At 35.7% G+C, this 20,350-nt stretch carries 16 protein-coding genes; 10 read left to right on the plus strand and 6 right to left on the minus strand.

From position 1 onward, the window contains the following. Positions 1–280: 280 nt before the first annotated feature. The 8 genes from B0A67_RS01835 to pdeM all read left to right on the plus strand — a co-directional run bounded on the left by B0A67_RS01835 (position 281) and on the right by pdeM (position 10,540). Positions 281–1,630, plus strand: coding sequence for a sigma-54-dependent transcriptional regulator (locus B0A67_RS01835; RefSeq protein ID WP_072958678.1), 1,350 nt, complete (start codon positions 281–283; stop codon positions 1,628–1,630). Position 1,631: 1 nt separating this feature from the next. Continuing rightward, complete coding sequence (locus B0A67_RS01840; protein WP_072958246.1) at positions 1,632–2,966, plus strand: sensor histidine kinase; 1,335 nt, start codon at positions 1,632–1,634, stop codon at positions 2,964–2,966. A 100-nt stretch (positions 2,967–3,066) separates the two neighbouring features. Beyond that, positions 3,067–3,444: a response regulator gene (locus B0A67_RS01845; protein WP_072958242.1), complete on the plus strand. Its 378-nt coding sequence runs from the start codon at positions 3,067–3,069 to the stop codon at positions 3,442–3,444. A gap of 247 nt (positions 3,445–3,691) precedes the next feature. Then, entirely contained in the window at positions 3,692–4,285 is a 594-nt protein-coding gene (locus B0A67_RS01850; protein WP_072958239.1) for a hypothetical protein, read from the plus strand. Positions 4,286–4,292: 7 nt separating this feature from the next. Then, positions 4,293–5,333: a ligase-associated DNA damage response exonuclease gene (locus tag B0A67_RS01855; RefSeq protein ID WP_072958236.1), complete on the plus strand. Its 1,041-nt coding sequence runs from the start codon at positions 4,293–4,295 to the stop codon at positions 5,331–5,333. A 224-nt stretch (positions 5,334–5,557) separates the two neighbouring features. Then, positions 5,558–7,159, plus strand: a complete 1,602-nt coding sequence (locus B0A67_RS01860; RefSeq protein WP_072958233.1) for an ATP-dependent DNA ligase — start codon at positions 5,558–5,560, stop codon at positions 7,157–7,159. A 279-nt stretch (positions 7,160–7,438) separates the two neighbouring features. Beyond that, positions 7,439–9,898 carry a ligase-associated DNA damage response DEXH box helicase gene (locus tag B0A67_RS01865; protein WP_072958229.1) on the plus strand — a complete coding sequence of 820 codons (2,460 nt, stop codon included), beginning with the start codon at positions 7,439–7,441 and terminating at the stop codon, positions 9,896–9,898. A gap of 6 nt (positions 9,899–9,904) precedes the next feature. Beyond that, positions 9,905–10,540, plus strand: coding sequence for a ligase-associated DNA damage response endonuclease PdeM (gene pdeM / locus B0A67_RS01870; protein ID WP_072958225.1), 636 nt, complete (start codon positions 9,905–9,907; stop codon positions 10,538–10,540). Here the strand turns inward: pdeM and B0A67_RS01875 are convergent. The 3 genes from B0A67_RS01875 to B0A67_RS01885 all read right to left on the minus strand — a co-directional run bounded on the left by B0A67_RS01875 (position 10,532) and on the right by B0A67_RS01885 (position 13,601). Then, positions 10,532–11,038, minus strand: coding sequence for a hypothetical protein (locus tag B0A67_RS01875; protein WP_072958222.1), 507 nt, complete (start codon positions 11,036–11,038; stop codon positions 10,532–10,534). The two genes, pdeM and B0A67_RS01875, sit on opposite strands and share 9 nt — an antisense overlap. 352 nt (positions 11,039–11,390) lie before the next feature. Further along, positions 11,391–12,254: an AraC family transcriptional regulator gene (locus B0A67_RS01880; RefSeq protein ID WP_072958217.1), complete on the minus strand. Its 864-nt coding sequence runs from the start codon at positions 12,252–12,254 to the stop codon at positions 11,391–11,393. A 120-nt stretch (positions 12,255–12,374) separates the two neighbouring features. Continuing rightward, positions 12,375–13,601 (minus strand): PQQ-dependent sugar dehydrogenase, encoded by a 1,227-nt coding sequence (locus B0A67_RS01885; RefSeq protein WP_072958214.1) that lies wholly within the window; start codon positions 13,599–13,601, stop codon positions 12,375–12,377. 329 nt (positions 13,602–13,930) lie between these two features. Between B0A67_RS01885 and B0A67_RS01890 the strand changes: the two genes are divergently transcribed. Further along, on the plus strand, positions 13,931–14,593 hold the full coding sequence (locus B0A67_RS01890; RefSeq protein WP_072958193.1) for a FadR/GntR family transcriptional regulator: 663 nt from the start codon (positions 13,931–13,933) through the stop codon (positions 14,591–14,593). 39 nt (positions 14,594–14,632) lie between these two features. Then, positions 14,633–15,859, plus strand: coding sequence for an MFS transporter (locus B0A67_RS01895; RefSeq protein WP_072958190.1), 1,227 nt, complete (start codon positions 14,633–14,635; stop codon positions 15,857–15,859). 113 nt (positions 15,860–15,972) lie between these two features. Here the strand turns inward: B0A67_RS01895 and B0A67_RS01900 are convergent, their stop codons facing one another. The 3 genes from B0A67_RS01900 to B0A67_RS01910 all read right to left on the minus strand — a co-directional run. After that, complete coding sequence (locus B0A67_RS01900; RefSeq protein ID WP_072958187.1) at positions 15,973–16,998, minus strand: NAD(P)-dependent alcohol dehydrogenase; 1,026 nt, start codon at positions 16,996–16,998, stop codon at positions 15,973–15,975. 167 nt (positions 16,999–17,165) lie between these two features. After that, complete coding sequence (locus B0A67_RS01905) at positions 17,166–18,107, minus strand: PorP/SprF family type IX secretion system membrane protein (protein WP_072958184.1); 942 nt, start codon at positions 18,105–18,107, stop codon at positions 17,166–17,168. A 20-nt stretch (positions 18,108–18,127) separates the two neighbouring features. Beyond that, positions 18,128–20,350: gliding motility-associated C-terminal domain-containing protein (locus tag B0A67_RS01910; protein WP_207557297.1), on the minus strand; the 2,223-nt coding region annotated here is incomplete at its 5' end.

Raw genomic sequence — 20,350 nt, forward strand, 5'->3', positions numbered from 1 at the left:
TGATTTGTTTTTGATGTTTGTTTTTCTTTCTAAGAATTGTATTACTGAAGTAAAAAAACAGATCCTAAATTAAGATAATTGGCAACATAATCTATAAATATCTATTTTTGTTACATTTACCAGCAATAATGATTCTTGAAATTGATGATTTACTAATCTTATTGTGATTTTCATGCCAAAAATTTAAAAACTGTAACTCGCTTATTTTTAAATTTTTATTTATTTAAGAAATTAAAAAGTGTCCATAATTGGACAGCTTTCGTCCAAAACCGAACAAAAAATGAAAAAGACAAATGCCTCAATTTTAATCATAGACGATCAGGAAGACATCCTTTTTGCGTCGAAAGTGTTCCTTAAAAAGTATTTTGAAGAGATTTATACGCTTAATAATCCTAAAAATATTGTCGAATTATTGTCTAAAAAAAGCATTGATGTCGTTTTACTCGATATGAATTACAGAATAGGTTTTGAAGACGGCAGAGAAGGTTTGTACTTATTGAAGGAAATAAAAACGCTTTCTCCTAAAACGGTTGTTATTTTAATGACCGCTTTTGGTAAAGTTGAAACAGCGGTTGAGGGCCTAAAAAATGGCGCATTTGATTATATACTGAAACCGTGGGAAAATAAAAAACTGCTGGAATCTGTAAAACAAGCCGTTGAAAAATCCCGCAAAGAACAAAAGAAAGAGCAGCGTATTCAAATCGAAAACGACTTTTTTATTGGTACCTCTGAAATCATCAAGAAAGCCTATTCTCTGGCTAACAAAGTAGCCAAAACAGATGCCAATGTTTTGATTCTTGGCGAAAATGGAACCGGAAAGTTTGTTTTGGCACATTATATATACAGCCAGTCCGAAAGGAAAAGTGGCCCTTTTGTTGCGGTTGATTTGGGTGCTTTGAACTCGAATATTTTCGAAAGCGAATTGTTTGGTTATGCTAAAGGTGCTTTTACCGACGCCAAAATCGATACTCCGGGACGTTTTGAAATGGCACAAAACGGTACGATATTTTTAGATGAAATCGGGAATGTTCCCTTGCACTTGCAATCTAAGTTGTTACAGGTTATTCAGACCAAAACCGTGACCAGATTGGGAGAAACAAAAGCAAGACCGTTGAATGTCCGTATTATTACGGCAACCAATTTAAACCTGAAATTAGAAGTTGCTGACAAAAACTTCAGAGAAGATTTATATTACCGTATCAATACAATGGAAATTCTGCTGCCGCCTTTGAGAGAACGCAACGAAGATAAAATTCCGCTGGCTGAATATCTTTTGGAAAAAATGATTGAAAAATACGGAAGAGATGAAATTACTTTTGATAAAAAAGTGACGGAACAAATCCAAAAACATGCTTGGAACGGGAACATTCGCGAAATGGAGAACAAGATCGAACGTGCGGTAATTCTTTGTGAAAACAATAAAATTACAAGTGCTGATTTAGATTTAGAGACTATTACAGCTTACGAAGAATCATTAGATGATATCCAGCTTTCCTCTGTAGAAAAAGCTACGGTAGAAAAAGCATTGCTTAAAAACAATAATAATATCAGCAAAACGGCCGAAGAACTTGGATTATCACGCGGATCGCTTTACCGTCGTTTAGAAAAATATAATATTAGCATCAATTAATATGTTTCAATCCATCAAAACTTATAAACTTCTTTTTTTAAGATTAATTCTGATTGTTGCAGGAATTGAGCTCTCTATTTTCTTCTTCAAAGAAGAATTGCTTTTTACCGGAGTATTTGCACTCTTCGTTGTATTTCTGCTGATAAGGGAAATGTATTTTTATGTTAGGAATTTTGTTTTGCTGTACAATAAAACCATAGGTTCGATATTGCAGAATGATTTTAGTTCTGATTTCTCTAAACATAAATTCAATACCAATTATAAGGATTTATTTCATCTGTACGATACATTAAAGAACAAACAAAACGAACAGGTTTCAAAAGATATTATCTACCGTTCTATTCTGAACAACATCGAAACCGGAATTATCATTTTGAAAAAACAGGATACGGACTGGAATATCTTTTTAATGAATGATTACTTTTCAAGCCATTTTAATGTTCCTAAAGTATCCAAATGGAAGTACCTGAAACACCAATTGCCTGCATTGTGCGAGATTATCGAACAGGATGATTTTCAGGAAATAAAAACAGCAATAGAAATTAGTGTAAACCAACAAAATAAGCAAACCTTTGTTTTGCAGGCTTCGAGAACCGAGATTTTCGAAATGGGTTATTTTATTGTTTTATTGGACTCTATTCAGAATGTAGTGGAGAAAAAGGAAAAAGAAGCCTGGGTAAATTTGATGAAAGTGATTTCACATGAACTTTTGAACTCGATCACACCTATTCGTTCTATTTGCCAGAATTTACAAGATCTGGTTGAACAGGATTCCTTGTCAGATGAAGATTTAGAAGATGTAAAAAATAGCGTCGAAACCATGTTGAGACGAAGTGACCATTTGCAGAAGTTTGTTGAAGGCTATCGAAAACTGGCAATGCTGCCTTCTCCTAAAAAAGACAAGGTCGAATTACAGCTTTTGATGGAGAATTGCCTTCAAATCATGAATCCGTTATTCAGAGAGAAAAACATTGAAGTTCTAAATGCTATTACCTTTAAAAGATCGATCAATATCGATGCACAGCAAATAGAACAGGTAGTAATCAATCTGCTGACAAATGCTATGCATGCCCTGAAAGATACTTTTGAAAAGCAGATTCTAATTTCGGCAGAAGCCAAAGAAAACCGGATTTATATTAAAATTACCGATAACGGAAACGGAATTGAGAAGGAAATCGAAAACAAAATATTCTTACCTTTTTTTACCACAAGACAAGAAGGTGCAGGAATTGGATTAACGCTGTCTAAAAACATTATAGAATCTCATGGCGGCTATATTAATTATAAAAGCGAAGAAGGCAAAACTACTTTTGAGATTTCTTTGATTGAGGATTGATTTTCTTTGATGTAAGTTCAATTTACAATAGGTGTAATTATATAACATCTGAACAAAATTATATAACTACACTGTTCGGTTTTTAAAATAATTTCATGGAATGAAAAATACAGTAATTTTATTGGTAGACGACGACGACGACGACTGCGAACTTTTTGTTGCAGCAATTGCCTCATTGAACAAAAATATTATCACCACGATTTCCAATAACGCTCTGGAAGCGCTTAACAACCTAAAAGCGGCCACCGTATTGCCTGATTTTATATTTCTGGATATGCAAATGCCTTATTTAAATGGTGCCGAATTTATACATGAATTACGAAAAGTTCCTGAACTTAGTAAAATTCAGGTAGTCGTTTATTCTTCTCATTCACATGAAGTACTTCAAAATTTAACCAAAGAATTTGAATCAGTTCAAATTTTTACCAAACCTAATAATTTTAAGGAATTGGTGAGCACCTTAGACAGTATACTATAATTAAGGTATTTAAACATTCTATAATTTCCTTTGATATAACTAAAGGGTTCAATCTTTATAATGTAAGATTTATACTAATATATTTTCACAATACGATCATAATAGGTTTCCCAGATTGACGTGTTGGGCTATCTTTTAATACCTAAAATTAGAAATCATGTAACATTTTTGGGGAAAAGTATAAATTCTAAAGTCTGCTCAGTCAGTAACTTTGGGTATCCATTTTATCACTAATACTCTAATTACTATGTTACTACAATTTATATCTAATTTATTTGAAAGTGATGAATCTGTTCAAAATCCGTACGATATTGTAATTCAGATTAATGATAAAGTTTCTCCTTTAGACCGAAGAAATCTTTATATGTTGCCTCTACATGATTTCTTATCTGATCATAATTATGGTGAAATTTCCGGTGGAGGAATACTTAAAGAAGAGCCCGGAGAAATTATCTTTTGTGACATCCATGTCAAATTTTATAAAAAAGAGATTAGTACAATAGTTTTAAACGAAATTATAAATTTTGTTGAAATTTGCGGCGCTCCAAAAGGTTCAAAAATTATTATAGAAAATACCCATCAGGAAATTCCGTTTGGAAAAAATGAGGGAATCGCGATTTATTTTGATGGAGAGAATCTTGACGAAAAAGCGCATTTCGTTCAGTCAGAAATTTCAAAACGAACCAATATATTACAATCTGCTGACCGATATTGGAAAGGAAATTCGACAACAGGCTTGTATTTCTACGGACAATCTTTTGAGAAAATGAAAGAGGAAGTATCTTATTTTATGAGTGCACATCCAGTATATAAAAGTGCCAGAATTACTCAAATAGCTTAATCAGGTTATGAAAGTTCCATTATTAGCTTTCAACGACAAAGGTATATATTGCCAGCAGGCCGATGTATATCTTGATCCTTGGCGTCCGGTTACCAATGCCATCATTACACACGGACATGCAGATCATGCGCGTTGGGGACATCAAAATTACATTACGCATTATGACAATGTACCCATTATGAAACACCGTTTGGGCGATATCCATGTTACCGGAAAAGACTGGAACGAAAGTTTTACGGTAAATGGTGTACAATTTTCCCTTCATCCTGCCGGACACGTGATTGGTTCTGCGCAAATACGTGTTGAATACAAAGGTGAAGTCTGGGTTTTTACAGGAGATTATAAAACCGAAGATGATGGCGTTTCTGTTCCTTATGAAGTAGTAAAATGCAATTCTTTCATCACCGAATGTACTTTTGGTTTACCTGCTTTTAAATGGGCTCCTCAAGCCGAAGTCATGACCGACATCAACAATTGGTGGGCAGAAAATCGTGCTGAAGGAAAAACGTCTGTTCTCTTTGGATACTCGTTAGGCAAAGCACAACGGCTGTTAAAACATTTAGATCCTAATATTGGAAAAATATACACGCATGGAGCCATCGAAAATATGACTGAAGTTTTGCGGCCGTTAGTCGATTTTCCGCTCACAACAAGAGTTACACCAGCAACAAAAAAAGAAGATTTACTGGGCAGCATTGTCCTTGCTCCGCCAAGCTCACACGGGAGTACGTGGATTCGTAAAATGACACCTTTTGTTACAGGTTCTGCGAGTGGCTGGATGGCTTTTCGCGGTGCAAGACGTCGTCGCGCCGTAGATAGAGGTTTTGCTTTAAGCGATCATTGTGACTGGACGGGTTTACTGGAAAGCATCAAAGCAACAGGCGCCGAAAAGGTGATTTGCACGCACGGATATTCGGATATATTCTCGAAATACCTTCAGGAAATTGGTTACGATGCCCGAACAGCTCACACGCAATATGAAGGGGAATTGGGGGAAATGGATAGTAAGAGAGATGTTGAGGAAGAGAGAATAGAACAAAGAGAATAGAGTATAGATTTTCTGTTTGGTCTTTTTCTTTAATCTATACTCTTATCTGTTTAGAGAAACACATTTCTTTCACATAGCTTATACGCAAATTACTATGTGAATTTCAAATTAGTGAAACGCCTAATTTAGATTATTAAAAGCTATGTCTCTATGTGTTTAAAAAAAATTAAGTTCAATAATGATCAACTTTTAACATCTAACAAATAACTTTTAATGCCAAAAACATGAAAAACTTTGCCGAACTTATAAAAGCGCTTGACAGTTCTAATAAAACTTCGGTAAAAGTAGATGCTTTGACCAATTATTTTATTAACGCCAGTAATGAAGACAAAGTCTGGACTATTGCGATTCTTTCGCACCGTCGTCCTCCCCGACCTGTAAATACTACTTTATTGCGATTGTGGGCTAATGAACTGGCCAATATTCCGCTTTGGTTATTTGAGGAAAGTTATCATATTGTGGGCGATCTTGCCGAAACTATTGCATTGGTAATCCCGACTACAAAAGAACATTCTGATAAAAGTTTAACCGAATATCTTCAGGAAATTATTGCTCTGAAAAAGAAAACAGATGTCGAAAAAAAAGAATATCTGCACGAAAACTGGCTGGCCCTTAATTACTACGAACGTTTTGTTTTTACCAAATTAATTACCGGAAGTTTCCGAATCGGTGTAAGCCAGAAATTAATGACGCGCGCTCTTTCTAAAGCTGAAAATATTGATGAAGATTCATTGGCACATAAATTAATGGGCGATTGGAATCCGAACACCATTACTTTTCAGGAATTAATTTTAGACGAACAAAACAGCGATTATTTATCAAAACCTTTTCCGTTTTATCTGGCATATCCTATTGAAGGTGAACCTACAAATTTAGGAAATCCCGAAGATTGGAGCGCTGAACATAAATGGGACGGAATCAGATCGCAAACCATCATTCGTGATAATGAAATTTTTATCTGGAGCCGTGGTGAAGAATTGGTAACCGATAAATATCCTGAATTTGCTTCTTTCATTGGAATCATTCCTGACGGAACTGTAATCGACGGGGAAATTCTTCCCTTTATAGAAAACGAAATTGGAACTTTTAATGATCTGCAAACCCGAATCGGGCGAAAAACCGTTTCGGCTGCGATCCTTAAAAAGTCACCTGTCATTATAAAAGCCTACGATTTATTAGAATGGAAAGGTCAGGATATTCGAAATCTTCCTTTTGAAGAAAGACGTATAGTATTGGAACAGTTGTATGAAGATATTAAACACCATGATATTCCGCTGCAGCTTTCCGAAAGGGCGAAATTTTCAACCTGGGAAGAATTGACGGAGGAAAGATTACGTTCCCGCGAAATGAAAAGCGAGGGTTTGATGATCAAACGAAAAGATTCGCCTTATCTGGTAGGAAGAAAAAAAGGAGATTGGTGGAAATGGAAAATTGAACCTTTGGTCATTGATGCCGTCCTCACCTACGCCATGCGCGGTCACGGACGACGTTCAAATTTATTTACCGATTATACTTTTGCCCTTTGGCAGAATAACGAAAATAACGAACGTGAACTCGTAACTTTTGCGAAAGCGTATTCTGGTTTAACCGATGCTGAATTTAGAATGGTTGATGATTGGATTAAGAAAAATACTTTAGAACGATTTGGTCCCGTTCGAAGTGTAACGCCACAATTGGTTTTCGAAATTGGTTTTGAAGGAATTGCGCTTTCAAAAAGGCATAAAAGCGGTATTGCGACAAGATTCCCGAGGATTATAAGATGGCGACATGATAAGAAAATTGATGAAGCTAATTCTATTGAGGATTTGAAGAGTATGATTTTATAGTTATGGATTGCGAGATGGCACTCGGATCATACGGATTTGCAAGCAAAAATACGGATCAGCGCGGATTTTTTATTTCTTGTTTTTAAAGCTCCTGAGGAGTGTAATATTTATAGAAATTATGAATATGAGCGAAAAAGAGCTCCAGAGGAGCGATATATTAATTTTTAATTAGTAGCTAAATATGATGTCCCTCTGGGACTTATTAAAAAAAAAGATTACTTAGTTTTCTTTAAAAAAGCAAAACTTAATGAACCTTAATATCTTAATGGTAAAAAAATAATGAACAGAGAGCAACTTTTTTCCGTAGCAAATGACTGGTTTGAGAATCAGGGATGGAAACCGTTTCCGTTTCAGACTCAGGCCTGGACTGCTTTTTTGCAAGGAAAAAATGGTTTACTGAATGCTCCTACAGGCAGCGGAAAAACATATGCGCTCTGGTTACCTATTGTTCTCAATTATATAAAAAATAATCCCGATTATAAAACCAAACACAAACCCGGACTTAAAGCAATTTGGATTACGCCTTTACGTTCACTTTCGGTTGAAATAAAACAAGCTGCCGAACGCGTGGTTAATGATTTAGAAACCCAAATGACTGTCGGCATTCGGTCTGGAGATACATCAGCAAGCGAAAGAGTCAAGCAAAAAGGAAAAATGCCGGATTTATTGGTTACTACTCCGGAAAGTTTGCAATTGCTTTTGGCAACAAAAGGCTATGATAAAATATTTGGCAATTGTACGGCAATCGTTATTGATGAATGGCACGAATTATTAGGTACAAAACGAGGTGTTCAAACTGAATTGGCTTTATCGCGACTAAAAACTATTGCTCCAAAAATGCGCATTTGGGGAATTTCAGCTACGATTGGAAATTTGCAGCAGGCACAGGAAGTTCTTTTGGGAGTTGATTCTGAAGCCTATAATAATTCGGTTTTGATAAAGGCTCAGATTCATAAAAAGATAAAAGTTATTTCGATTATTCCTGATAAAATGGAAACGTATCCGTGGCGCGGACATATGGGTTTGCATCTTATTGATGAAGTGGCTAAAATTATAAAAGCCAGTAAAACGACTTTGATATTTACGAATGTTCGTTCGGCCTGCGAAATCTGGTTTCAGCGATTGCTTGAAAAATATCCTGAGTTTGCCGGAGAAATGGCGATGCACCATGGGAGCATAAATCGCGAAACGCGACTTTGGGTAGAACAAGCCATTAGAGATGAAGAACTAAAAGTTGTGGTTTGTACCTCTAGTCTAGATCTTGGGGTTGATTTTGCCCCTGTAGAAACTATTATTCAGGTTGGCGGTCCTAAAGGTGTTGCACGCTTTTTGCAAAGAGCCGGACGAAGCGGACACCAACCGGGAAAAGAAAGTGTGATTTATTTTCTGGCGACACATGCAATTGAATTAATCGAAGCTTCGGCCTTAAAAAAAGCGGTTGAAAATAATGTTATCGAAGATCGAGTTCCGTATTTAAACAGTTGGGACGTTTTAGTACAATACCTCAATACTTTGGCAGTTTCGGATGGATTTCTTCCTGACGAAATTTTCAAAGAAGTTAAAGGAACATTTTGCTATCAAGCCATCACGGAAGAAAATTGGAATTGGATACTGAATTTTATCTCTAACGGAAGTCAAAGTCTGCAAGCTTACGACGAATATAAAAAAGTAGAAATCGAAGAAGACGGACGTTTTAAAATCAACAGTAGATTAATTGCTATGCATCACCGTATGCAGATTGGAACTATTGTAGGCGATGCTGTTGTAAATGTAAAATTTATGAGTGGCGGTTATATTGGTACTATCGAAGAATGGTTTGTATCGAAATTAAAACCGGGCGATACTTTTATCTTCGCTGGAAAACAGCTCGAGTTGTTCCGAATTAGAAATATGCAGGTTCTGGTTCGAAAAGCAAATCCTAAAAAGAAATCGAAAGTTGTGAGCTGGATGGGCGGACGAATGGCGCTTTCGGCACAAATGAGCGAATTGCTTCGTCATGAATTATACCGTGCCAATACAGATGATTTATCACCGGAACTCAAAGCATTACAACCTTTATTTGCTAGACAACGAAAAGAATCTATCGTTCCCGGAGACGATCAGTTTTTGATTGAAACTTTTAAAACCAGAGAAGGTTATCATGCTATTTTTTATCCTTTTGAAGGTCGATTTGTGCATGAAGCGCTGGCAAGTTTATTGGCTTATAGAATTAGTTTACTTTTGCCTATCAGTTTTTCACTGGCATACAATGATTACGGATTCGAATTACTTTCTGATCAGGAAATTGATATGCAGAATGTTCTGGATAATAATTTATTTTCAACAGAATATGTGCATCATGATTTGCAAAAAAGTCTGAATGCAACCGAAATGGCAAGACGCAAATTCAGGGATATTGCCGTAATTGCAGGTTTGGTTTTTACAGGTTTTCCGGGGAAAATGGTCAAAACAAAACATTTGCAAAGCGGTTCTCAATTGCTCTTTGAAGTTTTCAGGGATTATGAGCCTGATAATTTATTGTTTCAGCAAGCATATCGCGAAACCTTTGAACATCAGCTGGAAGAAGGCCGTTTGATTATGGCTTTGGAACGAATAAACAATCAGGAAATTATTTGGAAACCGTGTTTGAAACCTACACCTTTTAGTTTTCCTTTAATTACAGATCGATTACGCGAAAAATTATCCAGCGAAACATTAGCAGAACGAATTAAAAAAATGACTGCTTCGTATATGAAGTAAATATTTATGACGATTACAATACAAAATCAGACATTTATTTTGCATCCAAGCGGGGCTTTATTTTGGAAAACCAGAAAATTGCTTCTGATCTCTGATGTGCATTTGGGTAAAGTATCACATTTTAGAAAACATGGCGTAGCAATTCCAAATAATGTAGTTTCTGAAAATTTTAAACGTTTGACCGAAATTGTGGAAAATTTTAAACCTGAAAAGATTATTTTTCTGGGAGATTTATTTCATAGTTCTAAAAATAAAGAATGGGATTTATTCGAAAAATGGGTAGAATGCTGTACCAATACTATTATCCTCATTTCAGGAAATCATGACATTATAGATAAAAAACACTATAATCAACTTGATATTGATGTTCTGGAATCTCTGGAAATTGACAGCTTTTTATTAACACATCATCCCACAATTAAAGAAGGGTTCTTTAACTTTTCAGGACATATTCACCCTGGAATTATGCTGCGTGGATCTGGTGCGCAATCTTTAAAACTGCCTTGCTTTTTTCAGAAAGAAAATCAAATGATCCTGGCTGCTTTTGGCGAATTTACAGGAAAACACATTTTAAAACCTCAACAAAATGACATTGTGTATGCCATTGCAAATGATGAGGTTATTAAGATAAAACTAAACTGATTTCTTAAAGTAAAGCTGTTTTTGATCTGTGTCGATTGTACTATCGTTTTCAAAATTGAATTCCTGATAATTCAAAGATTTCAAAGTTTCTATTAAAACAGTATCTATCTCAAAAGCTTTTACCCAAATCAAATCGTGTTTCCTTTGCAAAGCTACTTCTTGGGCACGCTTAAAAAGTGCGATTAAATCTTCGGGATTAAAATAAATGATATGATACACGCCAATTGCTTTGTTGGCGCCCAAATTTTGATTGGTTAATCGGGAGGAATTCAGCTTCATAAAAGACAAAGGATTTTCTCCTTCATAAGCCATCAATACTTCGATTGAAAAATCATTCTGTATTTTGAATAATTTCTGACTTGAAAGATTTTCTGCTGCATACTTCTCCCCTGTTTCTTTAGCAGAACCAAATAAATGGGAATAGAATTTTAGTGCTTTTTCTTCCATCCAAACCACATTATCATTTATGATTACTACGAATTTTGCGACTTTAGACATATTTTATATTATTAAGTTTTGATAATAAATTTTCAATTATCATAGTACAAAGTTGCGATGATTTGATGGATCAGGAAAGAGCCAAAAGTCTTGTGTTTTGTTCGAAAAGGCGGAAATTTATTGGACGCCTTTTTAAACACATACAGACATAGCTCAACTTTGAATTAATCACATAGTAATCACCTTTGTCAAAGTTTGTAAACATAGCCAACGGTTGAAACCGTTGGAACGCAATGCTTAACACGTTATATTTTACCACAATGTGTTTATCTTGCGTTATTATCCATTTATCATACGATCTTAAGGTTGAAACCTTGGTCTATGATTAAAATATGACTTGATATATAATAACTTAGCTATTTCTTCTACGATATTCTAAAGGTGAAAATCCTTCGCACTTCTTAAAAAATCTTCCAAAACCGGATTGATTCGGGAAGCTTAAAATATCACTGATTTGATTGATTGTAAGGTCTTTATTTTGAAGTAATACTTTAGCTTCAAGAATTACAACATCATCAATCCAATCGCTGGTAGTTTTTCCACTATTATTTTTAATTACCTCTGATAGATATTTACGGGATACATTCAAAGCATCTGCATAATACTGTACTGATCTTTGGCTTAAAAAATCTTTGGAAAGGATTTCTTTGAACTTTTCAAATAAAGGATTTTGAGCTGAATCACTTGTAGTTGTTTGCTTTATAACGTCAAGTTCGTAAATCAGAATATAAAGATAAGCTCTTAGAATAGAAGGCTGGTTATCTGAATTGTGTTCGATCGATTCTCGTAACAAATTAAAGATTTGTTTAAACTTCATATTGTTTTTTTTCTCAAGATTAAAAACATGCATTTCGCTATTTTCGAAAAATTCATATTGTGAGAGAAAAAAAATATTAGCCTGATTGTGCAAAAAAAATTGAGGTTTGAAAAAGATAATATCGATTAAAATTTCGTCGCTGTCTTTTGTAAAACTTCTAATAACCGAAGGCCCTAATGTTACTATTGCAGGAGCGTAAATTACTGTTTTCTTTAGTTTGGTTTGCATTACAATACTACCTTTTCGAAGAAATTCTATCGCAAAACTTTCTGCGCGATAAGGTTCACTGATATAAGGATGGTCTTTTGCCTGAATATAAAAATACTCTCTATCATTATTGGCATCGGTAAACAAACTTTTATGATGCTTTAGTGAATATGTGGTAATTTTTGTATTCAATTGTTTTTACTTTTAATCCACACCAAATATAAGGAACTCCTTTTTGCATAACAAATAGTGGCGCCATATAGCGCCATTATCAGTATTCTCCTAAAAGAATATATATTTAAAAATTGAAACTTATTTTTTATCAATTTTGTAAAGTCTTCCACCGTCAGTAACAGCGTATAGAGCTCCGTCATTTCCTTGCGTAACATCTCTGAAACGTTGATTTTCTGAAGCAAGAAGTCTTTCTTCGCCAATTACTTTATTGTCTTTTATCGCAAGGCGAACGATATGCATTCCGCTTAAAGCGCCAATGAAAAGGTTATTTTGCCATTCCGGAACGCGATTACCCGTGTAGAAGGTCATTCCGCTTGGTGAAACTACCGGATCCCAATAGTAAACCGGCTGCTCTAAACCATCTTGCTGCTGAATTCCCGCTCCTACTTTTTCTCCGCTATATTCGATACCGTATGTAATAGTTGGCCATCCGTAATTGGCACCTGCTTTAAGTCTGTTAATTTCATCTCCACCTCTTGGTCCATGTTCTGCCAGCCATATTTCGCCCGTAATTGGATTAAGTGCCAGACCTTGCGGATTTCTATGACCAATAGTATACAATTCAGGTAAAGCTCCCGTTCCGGTAAAAGTCGGATTTCCGGTTGCCGGCTGTCCTTCTTTTGTAATTCTAACCACTTTTCCTAAACCTGATGCTACAGATTGTGCCAATGGTCTAGTTTCTAATACAGAACGTTCTCCGGTACTTACTACAAGAAAACCGGCTTTGTCAAAAAGAATACGTCCGCCATAGTGAAGCGTGCTTGCATTCGCAGGTTTTGCTCTGTAAATAACCGTTGCGCCTTCTATCGTTTTTTCGTCTGCGGAAAGTTTTCCTTTTGCGACAGCTGTGTTGTTTCCGCCTGTTGTTGCTTCGGCATAAACCCAATAAATCATTCGGTTTACAGGAAATTCAGGATCAATAGCTAAACCCAATAAACCTCCTTGTCCACCAGCATTAACAGCAGGAATGCCTGTAATTGGAGTGCTCAAAACTCCGGCTGTTGTAGCAATACGCATCGTTCCTGTTTTTTCTGTAATCAATAACCTTCCATCAGGAAGACTTTTTATTCCCCATGGGCTTGTAAGTGTTGTGGCAATAACAACTCCCTCATAAGGAGTATTGGTCTGAATACCGCTGATTCTTGTTTGCCCTTCAAATGCAGGTTTATACGCTGTATTGGCAGGACTACCTTCAACTGGATTGGTAATTGTGCCGGGATCTATATTTGTTTCTTTATCACTTGAGCAGCTTAATAAGGTTATCAGCATACTCGAGACTATAGCAATCTGGTTAATATTTCTCATAGTTTTGGGATTTTATATTAGAATAGATCAAAAATCTTAAATATAAAATAAAAATTGTTATATAATTTATGGGACATTTTACATAATTAACTGTAAATCTTTTATTTAACTACAAAGAGCGCCAAGTTTATATTGCTGGTTATTTTTTTTAACCACAAATTTCACAAATTATCGCAAATTTGTAATCTCTCAATCTTCGGTTAAGCTTTGTAAACTTTGCGAACTTTGAGTAATTCTTAGCGTGCTTTGCGGTAAAAAAATAAGTTCTTTGCTGTTATTTAAAATTTTTTTATACTTTTGCAATCATCAGATGATATGATAACTCAATTATGGCATTAATCAATAAAAAATCTTTAGCGGAAGAAGTTGCCTCTAAATTGCAGGAGCAAATCTCTTTGGGTCACTATAAGCTCAATGAGAAGTTGCCTATTGAAGCAGAGCTCATGAAAAGTTTTGGTGTTGGCCGCTCTTCTATCAGGGAGGCTATGAAGATACTTGCTAACTCAGGATTACTACGCATTCAACAAGGAGTTGGTACATTTGTGCAGGAAGTTACAAGTACACGTGAACCAATGGACCAGCGCTTACAACGTGCAAGTCTAAAAGATTTAGATGAAGTAAGACAATTATTAGAATTGAAAATTGCCGAAAAGGCGGCTATTAACAGATCTGAAGACGATATAATCGCAATGAAACAACATCTTGCAGCCAGAATGAAAGCTGCAAATGAAGGCTTACTTGAAGACTGTGTCGAAGCGGATATACAATTTCACATTGCTATTGCAGAAGCATCAAAAAATGAGATCCTCGCTGATCTATACAAATCTATTTCGAAACATCTCAAAAAAGAGTTTCTTAGTCTCTATCCGGATACTGAAATATTCAAAGAAACTTATGCTATACACGAACAATTATTAAAAAGCATTATTGCAAAAAATCCAAAAAAAACCTGGAACATTGTCGCCGAAATCGTAGGACATACCCATTACTAATTTTTTTCTAAATTCATCAGATGATCTGATTTTTAAATTATGACAACAAACACCATTTCCCATTCAAAACAGTTGGCCCAGCAAACTGTATTCTCCATTTTATTTACCATTAGTTTTACTCATTTTATCAATGATCTCTTGCAGGCTGTCGTTCCTGCTGTATATCCTGTTATAAAAGATAAATTTCATTTAACGTTTACAGAAATAGGACTAATTACCCTGACCTATCAACTTACAGCATCAATCCTGCAGCCTTTTGTTGGTTTTTATACAGACAGAAGGCCTCGTCCGTATTCGCTGGCCGTTTCAATGGTTTTTACATTGCTTGGTTTAGCAGCCGTGGCTATGGCTTCGAGTTTTAACAATATTCTGCTTGCCGTTAGTTTAATTGGTATCGGATCGTCTATATTTCATCCCGAAGCTTCAAGGGTGGCACACATGGCATCAGGCGGTAAAAGAGGTTTGGCTCAATCTATTTTTCAATTGGGCGGAAACGCAGGAAGTGCTATTGGTCCTTTGCTTGCCGCGATAATAGTGGTGCCTTACGGACAATTTAATATTATCTGGTTTTGCCTTGCAGCGGTTGTAGGGATTGTGGTTCTTTCAGGTATTGCCAAATGGTATCAGGAACATCTAAATCTTAAGGCATTAAATAAATCTGTTGTCAAAGAAGAGATTCATCACTCGCTTTCAAAAAAGAAAGTCATCTTTTCATTGGGTATTTTATTGGTACTGATCTTTTCAAAATACTTTTATATGGCAAGTATGACCAGTTATTATACTTTTTATCTGATCGATAAATTTCATTTGTCTGTACAGGAATCTCAAGTGTATCTTTTTGCATTTATGGGAGCAGTTGCTGCCGGAACTTTATTTGGCGGACCATTAGGAGACCGTTTTGGAAGAAAATATATTATCTGGATTTCGATATTGGGAGTTGCACCTTTTACTTTGTTATTGCCCTACGTTTCTCTTTTCTGGACCGGAATTTTATCGGTAATCATCGGTTTGATTATCTCATCGGCATTCTCGGCAATTTTGGTGTATGCAACTGAACTTGTACCTGGAAAAGTAGGTTTGATAGCGGGCCTTTTCTTTGGACTGGCATTTGGTATGGGCGGATTAGGTTCTGCTATTTTAGGAAAACTGGCAGATACTACCAGTATCGAATATGTTTTTAAAGTATGTGCATTCCTTCCTTTGATTGGAGTTTTGACTAGTTTACTTCCTAATATCGAAGGCAATAAAAAATCTCCAAAAAATTAAATCCCGGAAAATTAAAATGTTTTACTAATTCGAATTATTATATATAAAAAGCGCTGAATTTAAGGATTCAGCGCTTTTTTGCTTATAGTAAATCAGCTATTGCAATTATAGAATTAAGGTACTAAAACTGCACGTCCTTTTATTTTTCCCTGACGTAACTTATCATAGACTTCAAGTGCCTCATCTAAATTATATTTTTCGATTTCGATATGAATTTTCTTTTGTATCGCCAGTCCAATTACTTCCATTAGTTCTGTTCTTGATCCCCAATACGGATTTGTCATGCTCACACCGAAAGGCAATCCGTTCATATTATATTCGAATTTTCCTCCTCCTAAACCTACAATAGTTAAGTCTCCGTCTAAGCCAATTATTTTAGTCCCCAGATCTATTGTAGCTGTTGCGCCAACAAAGTCCAAAACTACCTTTGCCTTTTTTATTCCGGTAATTTTTTTGATTTGTTCGCCAGCATCTTTATCCGTAGAATTTATAGCATAAGCAGCTCCAAGTTGTTTTGCAAATTCCAGTCTTTCTGGAGTTATGTCGCAGGCAATAATGGTTGATCCGCACATTTCAGATAAAATTTGCAACGCCACATGCCCTAATCCTCCAACTCCAATAACTACTACGTATTCATCGGGCATTAATTTATGCAGCGAGCGTTTTATGGCCGAATAGGGTGTTAATGCTGCATCTGTTAACGGAGCGGCAATGACAGGATCTAAATCATGAATAGGCACTAATAATCGTGATGAAGGTACTAACATATAATCTGCCATTCCGCCGTTTAATCCTAATCCACCGCCATAAGCTTGTTCTGACTGGTGATCACAATAATTTTCGTTTGAATGTTGGCATGGTTTGCAATGTCCGCATCCCCATGGTCCGTAAACCAAGACAGCATCTCCTTTTTTAAATCCTTTTACATCTTGCCCGATTTCTTCGATCCATCCGGCATTTTCATGTCCTAAAGTAAATGTTGTACCAGTAATAGTGCCTTCATCAATTATATGCAAATCAGAATGGCATACTCCTGCTCCGCCAATCTTTAATAATACTTCATCTCCTGAAGGTTTAGGTTTTTCTAAGTCAGTTATAATCCTAACATCTTTGTGTCCATAATATCGTACTGCTTTCATAAGAATATATTTATAATTTGATACTATAAATTTACTAAAACCATACTGAAGACAAAAGTTAATCTATTATAAATAAAGCTTTTTATACGTTAAAAAAACAAGGGAAAATGATTCAAAGTTTAACTGTTATTTTGACCTGACTTTTAATATAATTCAGTACGTAAAAACTAAAAGCCAATATTATTAGCAGGATCGGTAAAACTGCAACTACATTCTCTGCGCATATTTTTAGACTGTTTAAAAATATATTTTAAGTAAAACTGATGTGAAGAAGGCGCATATTTGCCCAATCCGTTCAGATTATAATCATAAGCGTAGCCTGCCTGGAAATCCTTTAGAATATTGATTCCCATCATTGCTGTAATGGCCGAATCCCATCGGTAGGAAACTCCAAAACGGAACTTTTCCATATACTCAAAATTAAAGGCAAAGTCTATTGCAAATGGTGCATTCTGAGCTGCTTTTGCCAGGATCGAAGGTTTAAATAATAGCTCATCGTTGAGGCGTGTCTGGTATCCGGTCGTAAAATAAATCTGAGGCATTGTTGTTATTGACGCGCTTTTTATTGTGGGATTATAACTCTCTTTAATAAAATTAGGAGTAGACAATCCGATAAACCAACTGGGGGTATTGAATAAAAAACCAACACCAATTCTTGGGGTAATCTGATTCTCTATATTGTTTTGAAAACTAACATCATCGGGGTTATTGAGATCGAGACGATTGTAATCAAGATTCAGCATATTAAAACCTGCTTTAAGTCCAAAGGTCAGCATGTTTAATTCATTTGTATAAATGGTATACGAATAATCGCCTGTTACAATCAGGTCCTGCGTTACTCCCAGCTTTTGGTTTATTACATTAAATCCTGCTCCCATATTCATAGAAATCGGAATGTTTATATTAAGATTCTGAGTTTCCGGAGCACCTTCAAAACCAGTGAATTGTGAGCGGTGAATTAACAACACACTTCCATCAAAAAAACCGGCAAAAGCGGGATTAAAACTAGACATATTGAGTTTATAATCTGAAAATTGTGCATCTTGCTGTGCCCTGGCAGAAAAAAGTGTAAATGTAAACAGTAAGACTACTATAGTATTGAATTTCATTTGTAATATTCGGTTTGTGATTAGGGATTTAAGTGCAAAAAGCCTTTTTTAGTGATGCGCTTATTATCGTGATTGGTGAAACTAAATACATAGTAATATGTTCCAAAAGGAAGCAAACCTTTGCCGCTGCCTAATCCTTTATTTGCAAATCCCCTAAATAAATTGTCATCATCTCCATAACGTGTGGCTTCGAATACCAAACTGCCCCAGCTATTAAAAATTTCGAGTTTATTGTCCGGAAAAGCCGTAACTCCTTCTATGGCGAAATAATCATTTTTTCCGTCACCATTTGCTGATATTCCGTTATATACTTTAACATCACAATAGCGAAAAACGACCTCAACCTGCAATCTTTTAGAACTCTCGCATTCATCTCCTACATAAGAAGCATAATAATTATGATGATCTTCAAGGACTGTGGCAGCACTTAATGGTAAACCTCCTGAAGCGCTTTCGTACCATAGAATCTGTTCTTCATTGGTAATAAGATCCGTAATTGTTGCTTCTTTTTCTCGACAGATGTATTGTACTGCATTTCCTGTTGGGACTAAAGCATCTTTCACATTTATAGTAACTGCCACACGATCACTGTAACAAGTACCGTTATAAATCGCGGCATAATATGTTCCACTGGTTAAAGCAGCGCTCGAAGAAAGAGGCTGTGAAGATGAAGCATTAATAAACCATTTTACGTTTGTACTGTTTACTCCTATTGTCGCTACAGTAGGATTTTCGATGGCACAAAAATCTTGCATTAAACTGGTGAAAACCGGAGGTGACAGCGGAAGAACTGTAACAATTGCTGTTGCCGACGCCTGGTTTCCACTCTTATCCTTTACTGTGAGTGTTACAGTATTATCTCCAAGGTTACTGCAATTAAAAGTAGTTTTATCCAAAGTCATCTTATCAATAACACAATTATCACTTGAGCCATTGTTGATCTGCGCTGCAGTAATTACTGAATCACCTGAAAGAGTGAGCTGGATAGTAATATTTTGTGTTACAACTACCGGATTTATTCTATCCTCGACAGTAACTATTGCGGTCTTTGAAGCCACATTTCCGTTGCTATCTGTAACGGTAAGAGTTACTATATTAGGTCCAATATTCGAACAATTAAAATTGGTTTTATCTATAGTCATTGTAGCGATACTGCAATTATCCGTAGAGCCATTATTAATCTTTGCCGCAGTTATAACAGCACTTCCTGCGGCATCGAGTTGAACGGTTGTATTTTGTGTTACCACAATTGGTTTTACTATATCCTCTACTGTAACTGTTGCTGTTTTTGAAGCTGAATTTCCGTTGACATCCGTAACAGTAAGAATTACAGTATTATCACCAATGTTAGAACAGTCGAAAGTAGTTTTGTCTAAAGTCATTGTAGCGATCGCACAATTATCTGTTGAACCATTATTAATCAGCGCCGGAATTATTGCTGCATTCCCTGTTGCATCGAGTTGGACTGTTATATTTTTTGATACAACAGTTGGGGCGGTCAAATCTTTGACAGTTACAACAGCAGTTCCGAACGCTGAATTTCCACTTTTATCTATTAGGTTAAGTGTTAAATTATTATCACCAATATTCGAACAATCGAAAGTGGTTTTATCCAAAGTCATTGTAGCAATCTCACAATTATCAGTTGAACCATTGTTGATTTGTGCTGCGGTTAAAACTGCATTTCCTGTAGCATCAAGTTCAATGATAATATTTTGTGTTACTACTATTGGGTTTATTTTATCCTCGACAGTTACTGTTGCTGTGTTCGAAGCTGAATTTCCGTTGACATCCGTAACTGTAAGTGTTACCGTATTTGCTCCAATATTAGTACAACCAAAATCTTTCTTATCTAAAGTTATTGTAGCAATACCACAATTATCAGTTGAACCATTATCGATTTCTGCCTCAGTTATAACAGCATTTCCTGAAGCATCAAGCTGAATTGTGATATTCTGCGTAACTACTATTGGTTTTACTTTGTCTTCAACTGTAACCGTTGCCGTTTTTGAATCTGAATTTCCGTTGACATCCGTAACAGTAAGCGTTACGGTGTTTGCTCCAATATTGGTACAATCAAAATCTTTCTTATCTAAAGTTATTGTAGCAATACCACAATTATCTGTTGAACCATTATCGATTTCTGTTGCAGTTATAACAGCATTTCCTGAAGCATCAAGCTGAATTGTGATATTCTGCGTAACCACTATTGGTTTTACTTTGTCTTCAACTGTAACCGTTGC

This window comes from Flavobacterium aquidurense (assembly GCF_002217195.1).
Lineage (GTDB): Bacteria > Bacteroidota > Bacteroidia > Flavobacteriales > Flavobacteriaceae > Flavobacterium > Flavobacterium frigidimaris.

Bases quoted from the DNA above. Each gene is read 5' to 3' on its own strand.
- B0A67_RS01835 (WP_072958678.1), top strand. From the start codon at position 281: ATGAAAAAGACAAATGCCTCAATTTTAATCATAGACGATCAGGAAGAC.
- B0A67_RS01840 (WP_072958246.1), top strand. From the start codon at position 1,632: ATGTTTCAATCCATCAAAACTTATAAACTTCTTTTTTTAAGATTAATT.
- B0A67_RS01845 (WP_072958242.1), top strand. From the start codon at position 3,067: ATGAAAAATACAGTAATTTTATTGGTAGACGACGACGACGACGACTGC.
- B0A67_RS01850 (WP_072958239.1), top strand. From the start codon at position 3,692: ATGTTACTACAATTTATATCTAATTTATTTGAAAGTGATGAATCTGTT.
- B0A67_RS01855 (WP_072958236.1), top strand. From the start codon at position 4,293: ATGAAAGTTCCATTATTAGCTTTCAACGACAAAGGTATATATTGCCAG.
- B0A67_RS01860 (WP_072958233.1), top strand. From the start codon at position 5,558: ATGAAAAACTTTGCCGAACTTATAAAAGCGCTTGACAGTTCTAATAAA.
- B0A67_RS01865 (WP_072958229.1), top strand. From the start codon at position 7,439: ATGAACAGAGAGCAACTTTTTTCCGTAGCAAATGACTGGTTTGAGAAT.
- pdeM (WP_072958225.1), top strand. From the start codon at position 9,905: ATGACGATTACAATACAAAATCAGACATTTATTTTGCATCCAAGCGGG.
- B0A67_RS01875 (WP_072958222.1), bottom strand. From the start codon at position 11,038: ATGTCTAAAGTCGCAAAATTCGTAGTAATCATAAATGATAATGTGGTT.
- B0A67_RS01885 (WP_072958214.1), bottom strand. From the start codon at position 13,601: ATGAGAAATATTAACCAGATTGCTATAGTCTCGAGTATGCTGATAACC.
- B0A67_RS01890 (WP_072958193.1), top strand. From the start codon at position 13,931: ATGGCATTAATCAATAAAAAATCTTTAGCGGAAGAAGTTGCCTCTAAA.
- B0A67_RS01895 (WP_072958190.1), top strand. From the start codon at position 14,633: ATGACAACAAACACCATTTCCCATTCAAAACAGTTGGCCCAGCAAACT.
- B0A67_RS01900 (WP_072958187.1), bottom strand. From the start codon at position 16,998: ATGAAAGCAGTACGATATTATGGACACAAAGATGTTAGGATTATAACT.
- B0A67_RS01905 (WP_072958184.1), bottom strand. From the start codon at position 18,107: ATGAAATTCAATACTATAGTAGTCTTACTGTTTACATTTACACTTTTT.